At 52.9% G+C, this 15,063-nt stretch carries 14 protein-coding genes; 11 read left to right on the top strand and 3 right to left on the bottom strand.

Annotated elements, in window-relative coordinates:
* Nucleotide 1 precedes the first annotated feature (1 nt).
* Both ABJF76_RS12840 and ABJF76_RS12845 read left to right on the top strand, forming a co-directional pair.
* A complete protein-coding gene (locus ABJF76_RS12840; protein WP_413819106.1) occupies nt 2–3,580 on the top strand; it encodes a hydantoinase B/oxoprolinase family protein in 3,579 nt (1,192 codons plus the stop codon).
* Nucleotides 3,581–3,680: 100 nt separating this feature from the next.
* Nucleotides 3,681–4,334 (top strand): DUF2848 domain-containing protein, encoded by a 654-nt coding sequence (locus ABJF76_RS12845; protein WP_413819105.1) that lies wholly within the window; start codon nt 3,681–3,683, stop codon nt 4,332–4,334.
* Nucleotides 4,335–4,696: 362 nt separating this feature from the next.
* Here the strand turns inward: ABJF76_RS12845 and ABJF76_RS12850 are convergent, their stop codons facing one another.
* The gene (locus ABJF76_RS12850; protein ID WP_413819104.1) at nt 4,697–5,425 is read right to left on the bottom strand and encodes an SDR family NAD(P)-dependent oxidoreductase; all 729 of its coding nucleotides are present in this window, start codon (nt 5,423–5,425) and stop codon (nt 4,697–4,699) included.
* Between the two features lie 784 nt (nt 5,426–6,209).
* On the opposite strand from ABJF76_RS12850, the gene ABJF76_RS12855 reads away from it, so the two are divergent.
* The 3 genes from ABJF76_RS12855 to ABJF76_RS12865 all read left to right on the top strand — a co-directional run bounded on the left by ABJF76_RS12855 (nt 6,210) and on the right by ABJF76_RS12865 (nt 7,707).
* Entirely contained in the window at nt 6,210–7,226 is a 1,017-nt protein-coding gene (locus ABJF76_RS12855; protein ID WP_413819103.1) for a hypothetical protein, read from the top strand.
* A gap of 37 nt (nt 7,227–7,263) precedes the next feature.
* Nucleotides 7,264–7,395 carry an RNA 2'-phosphotransferase gene (locus ABJF76_RS12860; RefSeq protein WP_413819102.1) on the top strand — a complete coding sequence of 44 codons (132 nt, stop codon included), beginning with the start codon at nt 7,264–7,266 and terminating at the stop codon, nt 7,393–7,395.
* A 66-nt stretch (nt 7,396–7,461) separates the two neighbouring features.
* On the top strand, nt 7,462–7,707 hold the full coding sequence (locus ABJF76_RS12865; RefSeq protein ID WP_413819101.1) for a hypothetical protein: 246 nt from the start codon (nt 7,462–7,464) through the stop codon (nt 7,705–7,707).
* Nucleotides 7,708–7,822: 115 nt separating this feature from the next.
* On the opposite strand, the gene ABJF76_RS12870 is transcribed toward ABJF76_RS12865, so the two are convergent.
* Both ABJF76_RS12870 and ABJF76_RS12875 read right to left on the bottom strand, forming a co-directional pair.
* Entirely contained in the window at nt 7,823–8,989 is a 1,167-nt protein-coding gene (locus ABJF76_RS12870) for a CaiB/BaiF CoA transferase family protein (RefSeq protein ID WP_413819100.1), read from the bottom strand.
* Nucleotides 8,990–9,084: 95 nt separating this feature from the next.
* Nucleotides 9,085–10,020, bottom strand: a complete 936-nt coding sequence (locus tag ABJF76_RS12875) for an MBL fold metallo-hydrolase (protein ID WP_413819099.1) — start codon at nt 10,018–10,020, stop codon at nt 9,085–9,087.
* A 100-nt stretch (nt 10,021–10,120) separates the two neighbouring features.
* On the opposite strand from ABJF76_RS12875, the gene ABJF76_RS12880 reads away from it, so the two are divergent.
* Genes ABJF76_RS12880 through ABJF76_RS12905 form a run of 6 tightly spaced genes read left to right on the top strand, consistent with a single transcriptional unit; the run spans nt 10,121 to nt 15,063 of the window.
* Entirely contained in the window at nt 10,121–10,696 is a 576-nt protein-coding gene (locus ABJF76_RS12880) for a TetR/AcrR family transcriptional regulator (protein ID WP_413819098.1), read from the top strand.
* A 30-nt stretch (nt 10,697–10,726) separates the two neighbouring features.
* Nucleotides 10,727–11,467: an amino acid ABC transporter ATP-binding protein gene (locus ABJF76_RS12885; RefSeq protein ID WP_413819245.1), complete on the top strand. Its 741-nt coding sequence runs from the start codon at nt 10,727–10,729 to the stop codon at nt 11,465–11,467.
* A complete protein-coding gene (locus tag ABJF76_RS12890) occupies nt 11,468–12,277 on the top strand; it encodes an amino acid ABC transporter permease (protein WP_413819097.1) in 810 nt (269 codons plus the stop codon).
* 23 nt (nt 12,278–12,300) lie between these two features.
* Nucleotides 12,301–13,137 (top strand): transporter substrate-binding domain-containing protein, encoded by an 837-nt coding sequence (locus tag ABJF76_RS12895; protein ID WP_413819096.1) that lies wholly within the window; start codon nt 12,301–12,303, stop codon nt 13,135–13,137.
* A gap of 56 nt (nt 13,138–13,193) precedes the next feature.
* A complete protein-coding gene (locus ABJF76_RS12900) occupies nt 13,194–14,060 on the top strand; it encodes an amino acid ABC transporter permease (RefSeq protein WP_413819095.1) in 867 nt (288 codons plus the stop codon).
* Between the two features lie 49 nt (nt 14,061–14,109).
* A complete protein-coding gene (locus ABJF76_RS12905; protein WP_413819094.1) occupies nt 14,110–15,063 on the top strand; it encodes a fatty acid desaturase family protein in 954 nt (317 codons plus the stop codon).

Raw genomic sequence — 15,063 nt, forward strand, 5'->3', positions numbered from 1 at the left:
CATGTGGCAATTCTGGGTAGATCGTGGCGGCACATTTACAGACATCGTGGCCAAGACGCCAAAGGGCGACTTGCGGACGCATAAATTGCTGTCTGAAAACCCCGAAGTTTACCCTGATGCTGCCGTTCATGGTATTCGTGAGTTGTTGGGGCTCGACCCGGATGACGCCATCCCAAGTGGTCAAATCGGTGCCGTGAAGATGGGCACAACGGTTGCGACCAATGCCTTATTGGAACGCAAAGGCGAACGGACGTTGCTGCTGATCACAAAAGGCATGCGGGATCTATTGCGTATCGGGTTTCAGAACCGTCCGCGGTTGTTTGATCTTAATATCGAACTGCCTGAATTGCTTTATGATGATGCGATCGAGATCGAAGAACGGATCGGCGCAGATGGCAAGATCATAACAACGCTTGATACGACCCATGCGCGTGCAACGTTAAAGCGCGCATATGGTAGTGGATATCGTTCCGTCGCGATTGCCTTGATGCACAGCTATCGTTTTCCCGATCATGAACAAAGACTGGGGCAGATAGCGGAACAAACTGGCTTCACCCAAGTTTCCCTCAGCCACCAGGCAAGCCCCCTCATCAAGATCGTTTCGCGCGGCGATACCGCCGTGGTCGATGCCTACCTGTCGCCGATCTTAGGGCGCTATGTTAAACAGGTCGCTGACGCATTGGGCACAGCAAAAGGTGGCTGCGAACGTTTGATGTTCATGCGCTCAAACGGTGGCCTGACCGATGCGTCCTTGTTCGAAGGGCGCGACGCGATCTTGTCTGGTCCCGCCGGCGGTGTTGTGGGCATGGTCCGCACGGCGGCTGAACTTGGCTTCGACAAGCTGATCGGTTTTGACATGGGTGGCACGTCCACGGACGTCTGCCACTACGCGGGCGAATTCGAACGTAGTTTTGAAACCGAAGTCGCAGGTGTGCGGATGCGTGCGCCGATGATGTCTATTCACACTGTTGCGGCGGGTGGCGGGTCAATCTTGTCCTACCGCGATGGTCGTATGCAGGTTGGCCCCGAAAGTGCCGGGGCAAATCCCGGCCCTGCGGCTTACCGGCGTGGTGGTCCTCTGACAGTGACGGATTGCAACGTGCTGCTTGGTAAATTGCAGCCAGATCTGTTCCCACCCGTCTTTGGGCCGAACGCCGATCAACCATTGGATGTCGATGCCGTACGGGCAAAGTTCGAAATCCTTGCTAAAGAAATCGGCGGCAACATGTCAGTCGAAGAATTGGCCGAAGGGTTTTTGCGGATCGCCGTGGAAAACATGGCAAACGCAATCAAGAAGATCAGCGTTCAACGTGGTTATGACGTCACCAAATACACCATGAACTGCTTTGGTGGGGCGGGCGGGCAGCACGCGTGCTTGGTGGCTGATGCGCTTGGGATGGAACGCGCTTTCATCCATCCGTTTGCGGGCGTTTTGTCAGCCTTTGGTATGGGCTTGGCCGATGTGCGCGCGATGCGTGAACATCAATTTGGATTAGGTTTTGATCAGATCAAAGACGCCGAGGTTGTTCTGGAACGACTAACAGCCATCACCAAGGCCGAGGTTGTTGGTCAGGGTATCTCGCTGGAACAGATCACCACAGCGGCGATGGCGCATATCCGCCCGGACGGTGCGCAACAAACCATTGAAGTGCCATTTGGCACTATGAACCAAATGACAAAAGCGTTTGAGGCGGCACATCAGCAAAGGTTCGGGTTTGTTCCTGAAAACGCAACGTTGCTGATCGATGTCCTGACCGCCGAAGCGATCGGGGCGACGGGTGAACCCGTGACTTTACCTGATGTAGATGGGGCAGCGGTTGCCCCCAAGCGTTCTCAAATGTGGTCAAACGGTAAGGTGCGCGATGTGCCGGTGATTGACCGGAAAACAATGTGCACGGGACAGATCGTTCAAGGTCCGGCCATCCTAACTGAACCAACAGGCACCAACATCCTTGAACAGGGATGGGAAGCAGAATGCGTGAACGGAGGAAACCTCGTGCTGCGCCGAACAGCTACGGTTGCGCGCCAAGAGGCCGTCGGTACATCGGTCGATCCGGTCATGCTGGAGGTGTTCAATAACCTGTTCATGTCAATCGCAGATCAGATGGGGGCGACGCTTGCCAACACTGCCTATTCGGTCAACATCAAGGAACGCTATGACTTTTCTTGCGCGATCTTTGATGAAGCAGGCGATCTAGTCGCCAACGCGCCGCATGTTCCTGTTCACTTAGGCTCTATGTCCGAAAGCGTGCGGGTCATCTTACGCCAAAACGCAGGCAAGATCCGCCCCGGTGACGTGTTCATGATGAACAATCCCTTTAACGGCGGCACCCATTTGCCTGACGTGACGGTCATCACACCTGTTTTCGACGAGGTTGGTACGCGGATCATCTACACCGTCGCCAGCCGGGGGCATCACGCAGACATTGGCGGCAAAACGCCGGGTTCAGCCCCGCCAGACAGCCGCGTCATCGAAGACGAAGGCGTGCTGATCGACAATTTCCTATTGGTGCAGCAAGGCCAATTGCGCGATGCTCAAACACGCGAATTGCTTGCCTCTGGCCAATACCCTTGCCGCAATATCGATCAGAATATGGCTGATCTGTCCGCTCAGATTGCCGCCAATGCGACGGGCGCTAGTGAATTGACGAAGATCACTCAGCAGTTTGGCTTGGACACTGTGCACGCCTACATGACGCACGTGCAGAACAACGCCGAAGAAAGCGTGCGCCGTGTACTTGATGTGCTGCGCGATTGTGATTTCACCTATCCGCTCGACAATGGAGATCAGATCAAGGTGGCGATTACGGTTGATAGATCGGCGCGGCAAGCGACCATCGATTTCACCGGAACCTCTGGGCAGAATGAATTTAATTACAACGCGCCAATGGCGATCTGTCGCGCGGTTGTCTTATATGTGTTCCGCACTTTAGTCGGCAGCGACATCCCAATGAACGAGGGATGCCTTAAACCTCTGAACCTCGTTGTTCCTGAAGGCAGTATGATCAACCCTACCGCGCCTGCCGCTGTGATTTCGGGCAATACAGAGGTCAGTCAAGCTATCGCAGACACACTGTATGGCGCGCTTGGCGTCATTGCAGGCAGCCAAGGCACCATGAATAACTTTGTTTACGGCAACGATGTGCATCAAAATTACGAAACCATTTGTGGCGGCACCGGGGCCGGCGATGGATTCCATGGCACAAGTGCGGTTCACAGTCACATGACCAATACACGCATGACGGACCCCGAAGTGTTGGAGACGCGGTTTCCTGTGCGGGTTGATGAGTTTTCAATCCGGAATGGCTCGGGTGGCCTTGGGGAATTTGTCGGCGGGAACGGGATTGTAAGGCGGTTGCGCTTTCTCGAACCGATGACAGTGACAGTTCTGTCGTCGCATCGCAAAGTTGGACCGCATGGCACCGCTGGTGGCGCAGCGGGTCGCGTCGGTAAAAATAGTATCGAACGGGCGGACGGCCAAATCAATGAACTGGGAGGCAACGATGAGGCACAGCTCGCGGTTGGCGACGTGTTTGTGATGAAAACACCCGGCGGTGGTGGTTACGGAAAGATAAAGTGAGGCCCGCAATGCGGTGCTCGTAAATTGCCTCGTGAGGTGAAGTGCATACACACTGGTCTTGCGATGGGCCGTTTAAGAAACAAATGAAGGGGACGAAATTATGAAGTTTTCCATAGGATCCACGCAATTTGATGCTGTTATCGGGCGTCTTGTCGTGGCGGGTTGGACAGGGCGCGATCAGGCAGCAGTTCAGCACCACATTGATGAATTGGCCGAAATTGGTGTTGCTCCTCCGTCGACAACCCCACTGTTTTATCAAGTGTCGAATGGGTTGTTGACCCAAGCTGACACTGTTCAAGTCCTAGGGACCGCGACATCTGGCGAAGCAGAACCATTTTTGGTTAATCATGGCGGGAAATTATGGTTGGGGCTGGCATCTGATCATACGGATCGAAAGCTCGAAACCATATCCGTTGCTGCATCCAAACAAGTTTGCGCGAAGGTCTGTGCCACGACGTTGTGGGATTTCAACCAAGTGCGTGATCATGCCGATCAGCTGAAGCTACGCTCATGGATAAAAGAGGACGGAAATTGGGTGTTGTATCAGGATGGCAGCCTGGAACAGATTCTGCCGCTCGCAACGCTTTGCGCACACATCGAAAAAACCGATAACTCGGCAATGCTGTGCGGAACGCTTCCAGCGATCGGTGGTGTCCGTCCGGCTGCTGAGTTTCGCGCCGAACTTTATGATCCTGTTTCGGACCAAAGAATTGAACTTCGGTATGAAGCTATTTGCCTAGAAGACATCAGTTGAAATCTAATCATTCATTGAAGTTGCGAGGGAGAGTGTGCGTAACGCGTTGATACCACAGTAGTCGGATCACCATGAATTCCCGACGTTTAGTCGCCAGATCTTTGCTGCTCTTAGTTGGTGCGATGAGAGCAGCACCTTCCAAGCACAAGCCCAACGCACTTTCGTAACTGATCAACTTTAACAACGTAGTCGCTCGTTGTGAGCACAGATGTCTGACAGGCTAATGGTCATAGGTCAGACACAGTGTGCATTCGCTGCGATTGAACCATAGCCCTTTTTCGCCAGTCCGCCCGAACGATACCGTTGGCTACGACAGAATAATCAAGCCTTTACTTCAAACATCTGACCTGAGCCCCATCGATTTAAACATGTTGTCCGCCATTAATCTCGATCTCTGTACCGCTGACATAAGAAGATGCGTCCGAACACAAAAAGAAAATCACGTCTGCGACTTCGTCGGGGTTGCCCATACGTTGCAAAGGCAATTTTTCAGCAATTTTATCGGTGCCGGGGGACAAAATGGACGTTTCTATTTCACCTGGTGCAATTGCGTTAACACGGACACCGAATGGCCCGAAATCATGCGCCATTTCCCGTGTCAGGGCAGCAAGAGCTGCCTTTGATGTTGCATAGGCGGCACCGGCAAAGGGGTGCACGCGAGACCCTGCAATTGAGGTCACATTTACGATGGATCCTTTAGCCTCCATAAGTTCTGTTTTTAAACCCCGAGCCAAGACAACAGGCGCAAAGAAATTAACATGGAAGACCTTTCCCCAGTCCATGAGGTCGGTATTCATTGTATTCAGTCGCGTATTGTCAGGACCCTTAGGCGACACACCCGCGTTGTTGATCAACCCATGCAACTTACCGTCTAGACGATCTCGAATGATCTCGACTGCATTTATCGTGTCTGCCGGATCGGACAAATCAAGCTGGATATGATTTTCTTGCCCACCCGGCCAAGGACAATTGTCATCGAACGCCTGACGTGAGCAGGTCAGAACCCGCCAACCTTCTTTCGTGAACTTCTTTACCGTGGCATGGCCGATGCCTCGGCTCGCACCGGTTAGCAGTATAGTTTTAGTCATCATGTTCACCATTCGGCCGGGCGTACATTGCAAAAACCGGAGGATCACCGGGCTTGTCTGAGCCAAACAGCCTCACTTATTGGGAACGTCTAACTCACGCTTTTTATTATAGCTACCGTTAAACAGCCCAAGTCAACAAAGCGGACATCGGTACAAGGTTCGGTTAATAGAACATTGGGCTCGAAGCTGCAGTTCTCAGCGTTGCAGAAAGCCGGGTGCCCACTGGTGATCAATAGGCAGGCATTGGCATGTTATTCATGTCCGTCCCTTCTCGGACGCGGTATTTGGTCAAATCGCGGCTTTTGCGAACGGAGAGATGGGGCAAGGCCACTGGGTCGGCCAAATCAAGTCTGTGGAGGTCTAAAATATAGGGTCAGGCGGAATGCCAGTGGGACTACATCTGTTGAATGAGCCGTCTCACGAACTCCTTGCCCGTCTGACCTAACCTATTGAATTTAAGCATGAAAGTGCCGACATCCTGGAACGTTTTGAAAGGAACATAATCCGGAAAATGCTGGTAGAACTACATTAATGATAGGGTTGCGGATTCGAATTCCGTCTCTGATTTCACTTCTCAGAGTAGCTCAGTTGGTAGAGCCGATACCGTTTCGCCGAACCTTTGTCGCGGGGGACCATTGCCAGAAATGTCGACAAGTTTGCAGGAGGGTATAGCCCATCGTGGGGCCCCTCAGGCCCGTGCTAGTGCAAAGCCAGCCAAAGAAATCTGGCGGAAATTCATCCTGTAAATGCCATGTTCGGTATGTAGTGTGATTTGAGAGTAAAGAAGATGAAACTGAACAAAGACATATCTCGTTTTGATGCCGCGTGGCAGGTTGCAAATGGCAAGCTTGATCCATTTGCGCTGTCTTTGTTTGAAAAGCGTCGCAAACTTTTAAGCCCGCAGCAATTGGCCCAACTAGATCGACCGTTTCGTAATAAAGCGTATCGTGCACCAGCGCGGGCTGCATTCGGAATAACCTCGTGGTTTACTAAGTCAGGTTCTGTTGATTGGGACGTGCAATTTGCCAAAAACCCGAACATTGCTTTGCTTGCAATACATGCCGCAGATGGGCACCTGCGTGAACGTGCCGTGCAGGTTGCACCAATGGAAGACACGGCCGCGTTGACGGCACTTCTACTGCGGTGCAACGATTGGGCGGCTCCAGTTAGAAAGGCCGCTTTTGCGCGATTTGAGAGTGTTCTACCGAAGTTAGATCTGGCGGAGATGGTTCCGCTTTGCCTGTTTGTGCTGGAGCGTGTTGCCCGTTGGGAACGCGGTGGTGCAGCAGTGGCGCAGATGTTGGTGGCCCATTATGATTGGCCGTTGCTTGTCAAAACCACGTTCGTGGAAACTGCAACTGGGCCGTTGGCACGTTCGTTACGGCAACTTTTGCGTAGTCCTCACTACGATTGGATTTTGCCCGACTTGGCGCTGCGTGCCCAATCGATATTTGTACGTGCTGTAGCCGTCGAGACCTTGTTGACTGGACACGCCCGTTGGATCGAAGGTTATGATTGGATCTGGCATGACAAGGTCTTTAACCTACGTCGCAAAGTTCCGCGTCGGGGCAACCGAGTAGTAGAGGTTTCACCGACAACCCGTGCGATGGTCCTGCGTCACATCGGTCACGACAAAAGCGCCAAACTGCGCAACCTGGCCGCTGATTATCTGATCACGGTCGGGGCACCTGAAGACGACAGTTTGGTCACGTTACTGACCAATGACAAAGCAAATTCCGTGCAAGAACGCATGACGTTTTATCATAAGAAATGGGTCGGAAATCTGTCCGCCCAAGAGAATTAAAGAAGATGACAAAAAAGAGAAAAAGCACTTACAAAGGGTGAGCCGATTGTTAGCGCAGGTTTTGCGCCACACACCAAAGAAGCTTGACCTCACACTCGATTCACAAGGGTGGGTGGCGGTGGATGTGTTGTTGACGGCATTGGCCGACCACGATTTACCAATAAGCTAAGGTCAACTTGTCGAGATTGTGCAAACCAGTGACAAAAAGCGCTTTAGCTTGTCGGATAAGCGCCGGATGGCGAACATAACAGCAGAGCAAGCGTTGGTGGCTGAGATGGCAGGATTGGATATCCATTTTCCGGCCGGTGCCGTTGATGCGCCTGAACTGCCGTCGTCGTACAAAAACGCGGCCAATGTCGTGCGTCAGATCAACAGCTTTGGTCTGGCTGAGATTGTCGACTACATCGATCCTTACGGCTGCATGATAGCGGGTGACACACCGCCATTTTGGATGAAAAAGAAAAATAAGGGGCGAAGGTAGCGCCCCTTTTCAACCTCTCATGACTTAAGGAAACCGCGAGCGAATGCCTTTGTAACACTTTTGCATCTTGGCAGTTCTGCGATGCCAATCCGCCCTTTTTCTTAAGCGCAATCGATCAAGATTTATCTGTGTCTCCAGATGTGGAAATCCCAAATTCGGCCAGAACCTCGAGGGTATGAGCCCCCAACGCTGGTGCGGGACGACGTATTGTTGCAGGCGTTTTAGAAAATTGAGACGGGTGGCGGGCCTGACGCAACAGGCCCGCGATGGGATGCAGGGTTTCGACGACAACCCCATTGGCCGAAACCTGCGGGTGTTGGCGCATCTGTGTGCGTGTCAGAACCGGCGCGTTCGGCACATTCTGAGCATCCAAAAGTTTCACAAGATCTGCGATGTCATAGCCTTTGACCGCATCTTGGATCGCTTCAAGGCGGGCATCACGATTGACTTCGCGCAACTCTGGCGTGGCGAACCGTGGGTCATCCAAAAGATCAGGACGGCTGACCGCCTCTGTGAACCCTTTCCACTGCTTGTCTTGCATCACCGCAATACTGACAAACCCATTTGCCACCTCATAGATCAGATCGATGTAGGATTGCGCCTCTTCGCGCTCCAACTCGTCACCGACAAATGTGTGGCCGTTCATATCCGAGCTCCACAAAAAGGCGATGATCACGTCCAACATGGAAATCTGAATGTGCTGTCCTTCACCAGTCCGTTCGCGGGCAAAAAGTGCGGCAGCAATGGCTTGGCTTGTTTGGATACCTGTAAGCTTATCGGGCAGGATGGTGCGCACAAGGCGGGGGCGGTCCTCGTCCGATCCGGCCTGCACGGTTGTGAGGGCGGAAATCGCTTGGATCAACGGATCGTAGACGGGGTTATGCGCCAACGGACCAGAATGTCCGAAACCCGCAATTGAGACATAGATCAATTTGGGATTAAGCGCTGATAATGCGTCATACCCGAGCCCAAGGCGGTCGGCGACGCCGGGTCTGAAGTTTTGGATGAACACATCGGATTGCGCGGCCATCGATTGCACCGCGTTCAAGCCGTCTTTTGTTTTCAAATCCAACGTGACGGATCGTTTGTTGCGATTATTGTTCAAAAACGATGCAGACATCCCGCCGCGACGGGTCGCAACATGGCGGGAAAAATCCCCCCCATTGGGCTGTTCGATCTTGATGATATCGGCCCCTTGGTCGCCCAATGTCATAGTGGCCAGCGGTCCGGAAATAACTGTGGTCAAATCAATAACGCGCACACCGTTTAAGGGACCAGTCATGCTTCTCTCCGATGTGTTACGAAAACGCGTTGTATACTTACGGTAGGGCAAATGTCACCGCGGGCACAAGGTGCGGGCCCGCGGTGATTTTTGGTTTATGTTTTCGGGAACAAGAACAGGTTTTGGATGTCGACCAAACCAGCCGCAAGATAGGATGGATAACGTTCCAGAATTGCCGCCTTCAGCTCATCACCCGTGGCGGCCTTGGCATAGGCAGCTTGCGTGTAATCAAGATAGACCAAAGCATCATCGATGGCCTGACGTGATCCGGCTGTTGGGCCGTGACCCGGCAAGACAAGGTCGAATGACGTGTCTTTTTGCATATCCAGCAAGCCTGTTTTCCAACCGTCAAAGTTGCCGTGACCACAGAACAAGTGGCAGTTGTTGTACAGCATGTCTTGCGCGATCAGGACCTTCTGATCTGGCAGGTAGATCGTCATCATGTTGTCAGATTCCGCATCCGTCACGTGACGGAATTCGAAGGTGACGCCGTCGATGACTTCGGTTGCGCCATGTTCGATCACACGGTTTGGCACAACTTTTGTTGGTGGCACGTGTTCGCCCAACGACTCGATGCTGATTTCGATAAAGAACTCACCCAACTGGTCAATTTCGGCCTGCGTTTCAGCAAAGGAATAGATCGGCACATCGCGGAACTGATAGGCACCAAACCAGTGGTCGGGGTGCAGGTGCGAAATGATCATGCGATCAACCGGCTTGCCTGTGGCTTCGGCGTAGTCACGGACCTCTTGTCCGTAAATGACAGAACGCTGACCATCCACAAATACAAGACGCTCAGGCGTTTCGATAACATGCGTGGTTACACAGCCGGTCAAGTCAGGGCTTTGGTAGCTGTGGATCTTAACGTCACCAAAATCGGCAACGGTTACAATGCCATGCTTGAGAGGCGTCGTGCCCTGACCAAGCGGGCCACCGCCAAGAATATTCGCGCTGACGATGCTTGGTGCTGCCAGTGTCGTTGCAGCACTGCCGATCAGCAATGAACGTCGGTTCAGTTTAAGATTTGACATGTTATCCCTCTGTCTATCAAGTACTAGGTAGGCAATTGCTAGAAGCTTGCATTCCCCCTGTCAACAGTCTATCTAGCACTAGGTAGGTAAGGAGATCGTGATGTCAGCAGCTAATCCCTCAAGCAAGGCTTTGGACATTTTGGAATCAGCGCGCATGCTGATCATGGATCGCGGATTTAACGGTTTTAGCTTTCGCGATGTTGCCGCAAGCGTGGGCATCAAAAGCGCAAGCATTCACTATCACTATGCAACCAAGGCAGATTTGGCAGAGGCGACGGCGCAGGCCTATAATGAGGCCTTCAAAGAAGCCGTCGCACAGCTTGAGGCCGATACAGCCACGGATCTGCTGCGCGCATATGGGGGCCTGTTTGTCACGACCCTGCGCGAACATGGGCGGTTGTGTTTGGGGGGCATGTTGGCAGCCGACGTGGCATCGTTGCCCGACCAAGTTCGAACCGAAGTCGCAGTGTTCTTCACCGCGCAAAACGAATGGGTCGAAAGTGCTGTGCGCGATGGGCAAACCACAGGGGAATTTCGCACCGACTTAGACGCCGCGAAGTTTGCCAAAATGTTTGTTTCCAGCCTTGAAGGCGCCATGATGATTTCCCGAGGGATCGAACAGCCACAAGACCTTGAGGACGCCCTAGAGATGCTTATCCAACTGGTTCAAGCGTAATCAAAAACGGTCTAACTGGTGACTGATGCAATGCGCGAACAGATGATTTCAGTATCGGGTGTGGCTAAATTTTACGACGATTTCCAGGCGCTTCGGGATATCGATCTTAAGGTGAGCAAAGGTGAGCGTGTCGTGATTTGCGGTCCGTCAGGGTCCGGAAAATCCACCCTGATCCGATGTTTGAACGGATTGGAAATCCACAATTCCGGTACGGTTGTTGTTGATGGGCTTGAGGTTGAAGAAGACAGCAAAGACCTGATCCGTCTGCGCCAACAAGTCGGCATGGTCTTTCAACAATTCAACCTGTTTCCGCATCTGACCATCCTCGAAAACCTGACAATTGGCCCCATCAAGGTTCAAAAAATCAGCAAAGCAGAGGCCGAAACGCGCGCCCGTAAATACCTCGAACGGGTCCACATTCCTGAACAAGCCGACAAATACCCCGCTCAATTGTCCGGAGGGCAGCAACAACGGGTCGCGATTGCGCGGTCGCTTTGCATGAAAACGCAGATCATCCTGTTTGATGAACCAACATCCGCGTTGGACCCCGAAATGATCAACGAGGTTCTCGATGTGATGGTCGAATTGGCGGAAACTGGGATTACCATGGTGTGCGTCACGCACGAGATGGGCTTTGCACGCAAGGTCGCCGACACGATGGTCTTCATGGAAGAGGGGCGAATCGTGGAAGTTGCCCCGCCAGAGAAGTTCTTTACCAACCCTGAAAGTGACCGTTGTCGCGCTTTCCTTGGTCAAATTCTGGAACATTAGATGCCAAGGAGAACCCCAAAAAACATCAAGTCGTTCTTGAATGCCGTGCCGGTCGCTGTCGGCCTGTATCTGATTGTCGTTTTCGGGATTTTTTGGCTGGCCTATTCAGGGGCGCAAGCGATGGGATACAATTGGCAATGGTATCGGATGCCGCAGTATTTCTACAGGTTGACGGATGACGGATTTCAATGGGGCGAGATCATGGTGGGTCTTGTCAAAACCATTCAGCTTTCGGTCACTGCGTTCTTCTTTGCGACCCTTCTTGGCCTGATTGTCGCCCTGTTGCGGCTGTCTGGTTTGGTTGTCGGGGGCGCTGTGGCCGTCGGCTTTCTTGAATTCGTGCGCAACATGCCGATCTTGGTGCTTTTGTACCTGTTTTACTACGTGCTTGGCCCAGTGTTCGACCTTGATCGCTATACGGCCAGCGTCATGTGCCTGGCGGTGTTTCACGCGGCGTTGATCTCGGAAATTTTCCGCGCAGGGATCAATTCGGTCCCCAAGGGCCAATGGGAAGGCGCGAAATCTATCGGCATGTCAAAGGCGCAGACCTACCGCTATATTATCCTGCCCCAATCGGTGAAATTCATGTTGCCCCCCATGACGGGTGAAATGGTCCACCTGATCAAAAGCTCGGCCATCGTCAGCGTCATCGCGGTTGTCGAGTTGACGACCATAGGCCGGAATCTAATTTCAGATACCTACATGAGCTTTGAAATCTGGTTCACCATCGCAGCCGTTTATCTTGTCCTGACCTTGATCTTATCGATCGGCGTCTCGCCGATCGAAGCAAAATACACAGTTCAAACTTAGCAAACTTACCAAGGAGAAAATCCATGAACTTCACAAGACGTATGGCCGGGCTTGCCCTTGCCGCGGCCACAACGGTCGCCTTCACGCTGCCCGCCGCGGCACAAAACGCCAGCCAAGCGCTGTCGAGCGCGTCGGTCATTGAGACCATCAAGCAAGACGGTGTATTGCGCATTGGCCTTTCCATTTTCCGCCCTTGGTCCATGCGTGACCTGAACGGTGATTTGGTTGGGTTCGAATTGGATGTGGGTCGCGAATTGGCCAAGGACATGGGTGTCGAGGTCGAATTCGTTCCGACCGCGTGGGACGGTATCATCCCGGCGCTGGTGTCAGGCAAATTCGATGTCATCATTTCGGGTATGACGATCACACCGCAGCGCAACCTGACCGTCGCGTTTTCAGACCCTTACGCGTATTCCGGCCTGACGATTTTGGCCAATAACGAGTTGACCAAGGGCTTTGCGCTTGAAGACTACAACAGCCCCGATGTGACTTTCTCGGCGCGCCGTGGTGCCACGCCAGCGACTGTGATTGCTGAAATGTTCCCCGAAGCTGAACTGTTACTGTTCGACGAAGACGGCGCTGCCGATCAAGAGGTCCTGAACGGCAACGTGCACGCGACAATGGGCGCTGAACCGTCCCCGTCCGAATACGCGCGCCTTTATTCTGAAACGGTGAACGTGCCCTTTAATCAAGCGTTCCAAGCGGCGGGCGAAGGCTTTGCATTCCGCAAGGGTGACCCGGATGCTGAAAACTTCTTTAACAACTGGATCGGTATCAAAACCCGCACAGGCTGGATGCAGGAACGTCACGACTATTGGTTCCGTGGCAACGACTGGAAAGACAGTGTTGCAGAGCAATAATTAACACATGGGCGGGCCTATCGTGGCCCGTCTAACTTCGTCGCTGGAAACCCATTATGCTCAAGTTCCTCAAACGCCTACATTGGATGGACTATGTCATCTTGTGTGTCGTCATTACGCTGGCGGTCATCATTGCGGCGCGCATGGGAACGGCGCTAAATTATAACTGGCGCTGGGATAAAATCCCGAATTATCTGTACCGCTACAAAGAAAGCGAAGACGCTTGGGTCGCAAACCTGTTGATCCAAGGGCTTTATACCACGATCCGCATTGCCATTTATTCCAGTATCCTTGCGTTGATCCTTGGGGTGGTTTTGGGCATCGCACGATGCGCGAACAATCTCACGATCCGCATGCTGGCGCGCACCTATCTTGAGTTTCTGCGCAATGTACCGCCCGTTGTGATCATCTTTATCTTCTTCTTTTTCCTGTCCGAACAACTGATTACCGCGTTAAACCTAGACCGCTGGGCGCGCGGCATTGCCCGCAGCGACGACGCCGAGATTTGGGTGTTCTTTTTTGGCGACATGCGCCGGTTTCCTGCGTTGATTTCTGGCGTCATCGTTCTTGCCCTGTTTGAAAGCGCATTTGTCGGTGAAATTGTGCGCGCAGGCATACAATCTGTCGACAACGGCCAACGAGAGGCCGCACGATCGATTGGGATGAACCGCTTTCAAGAAATGCGCTATATCGTGCTGCCGCAGGCCTTACGAAAGGTCATGCCGCCTATGGCCAATCAGTTCATCACTCTGATCAAGGACAGCTCGCTTGTGTCGCTGATTTCGGTGCCGGACTTGACGTTCAAAACCGTAGAACTTGTCGCGTCGACCCGCCTGATATTTGAGGCATGGCTGACGGCCGCCGCCTTTTACTTTGTGATCTGTTTTGGGTTGTCGATGCTGTTTCGACGTCTGGAAAAATAGGAAACGCCCGCATGCATGATCGCCTTTTTCTAACCTGTCAGGATGGCCAATGACGCAACCCATTGTAACGCCACTGACCCAAGCCTTGGCCGAAGGCAAACTGTCCCGCGCAGAGTTGAAAGACCTGATGCAACGTTCAGACGCTGCCGCGTTTCAGCACTTGGCGATTTGGGCGCTGGTCTTGGCAAGCACCACGACCTTGGTGATCCTTGCATGGAATTCATGGCTGATCTGGCCTGCGATGTTTGTGCAGGGGATCGTAATGGTACACCATTTTTCGCTGCAACATGAATGCGTGCATTATACCGTTTTCCGTACCCGCCGATACAACGACATTGCCGGGCAAATCTGCGGGTTCATCATCATGCTGCCGCATCGCTTTTTTCGGTATGAACATTGCGACCACCACACGTTTACCCAAGTCACGGGTGAAGATCCCGAACAGATCCCAACGCCAACAACCTATGGCGAATACCTGTTTTATCTGACGGCGATCCCGTATTGGCGTAATAAATTCACGGAAGTTTTCCGTCATGCCCGTGGCACCCTTAGCGATGGTGAACTCAAGTTCATTCCGCAAGAAGAACACGCAGCCGTCTACCGCGATGCGCGTGTCATGCTTGGCGCATATGCTGCGGTGTTCGCGGCGATGGCCATCACCGGCTGGTGGGGGCTGATCTGGCTTTGGGTTATTCCGGTGGTTTTGGGCGAACCGGTGATGCGCTTTATCCGCATGACCGAACATGTTGGCCGCCCCACGGTCCCACAAATGCATGAAAACACCCGCACGAACCTTGTGTCCCTGCCTTGGCGGTTCTTGGGGTGGAACATGAACTACCACGCCGAACATCACTATGTGTCGTCCGTGCCGTTTCACACCCTTCCCAAACTGCACGAAAAGCTCAAAGATCATATTCATGTCGAGTCCGGCGGGTACATCGGGGCGCATGTCGATATCCTGCGTCAAATCCATGCGCACAAAACGCGCGAAAAAGGTTGCTAG

Source organism: Tateyamaria sp. (genome assembly GCF_039940735.1).
In the GTDB taxonomy this organism is placed as follows: Bacteria; Pseudomonadota; Alphaproteobacteria; order Rhodobacterales; family Rhodobacteraceae; genus Tateyamaria.

Excerpts from the sequence above, each read along its gene's own strand:
- ABJF76_RS12870 (WP_413819100.1), bottom strand. The coding sequence starts at position 8,989 with ATGACTGGTCCCTTAAACGGTGTGCGCGTTATTGATTTGACCACAGTT.
- ABJF76_RS12850 (WP_413819104.1), bottom strand. The coding sequence starts at position 5,425 with ATGATGACTAAAACTATACTGCTAACCGGTGCGAGCCGAGGCATCGGC.
- ABJF76_RS12845 (WP_413819105.1), top strand. The coding sequence starts at position 3,681 with ATGAAGTTTTCCATAGGATCCACGCAATTTGATGCTGTTATCGGGCGT.
- ABJF76_RS12875 (WP_413819099.1), bottom strand. The coding sequence starts at position 10,020 with ATGTCAAATCTTAAACTGAACCGACGTTCATTGCTGATCGGCAGTGCT.
- ABJF76_RS12840 (WP_413819106.1), top strand. The coding sequence starts at position 2 with ATGTGGCAATTCTGGGTAGATCGTGGCGGCACATTTACAGACATCGTG.
- ABJF76_RS12890 (WP_413819097.1), top strand. The coding sequence starts at position 11,468 with ATGCCAAGGAGAACCCCAAAAAACATCAAGTCGTTCTTGAATGCCGTG.
- ABJF76_RS12855 (WP_413819103.1), top strand. The coding sequence starts at position 6,210 with ATGAAACTGAACAAAGACATATCTCGTTTTGATGCCGCGTGGCAGGTT.
- ABJF76_RS12905 (WP_413819094.1), top strand. The coding sequence starts at position 14,110 with ATGACGCAACCCATTGTAACGCCACTGACCCAAGCCTTGGCCGAAGGC.
- ABJF76_RS12885 (WP_413819245.1), top strand. The coding sequence starts at position 10,727 with ATGCGCGAACAGATGATTTCAGTATCGGGTGTGGCTAAATTTTACGAC.
- ABJF76_RS12880 (WP_413819098.1), top strand. The coding sequence starts at position 10,121 with ATGTCAGCAGCTAATCCCTCAAGCAAGGCTTTGGACATTTTGGAATCA.
- ABJF76_RS12900 (WP_413819095.1), top strand. The coding sequence starts at position 13,194 with ATGCTCAAGTTCCTCAAACGCCTACATTGGATGGACTATGTCATCTTG.
- ABJF76_RS12865 (WP_413819101.1), top strand. The coding sequence starts at position 7,462 with ATGGCGAACATAACAGCAGAGCAAGCGTTGGTGGCTGAGATGGCAGGA.
- ABJF76_RS12895 (WP_413819096.1), top strand. The coding sequence starts at position 12,301 with ATGAACTTCACAAGACGTATGGCCGGGCTTGCCCTTGCCGCGGCCACA.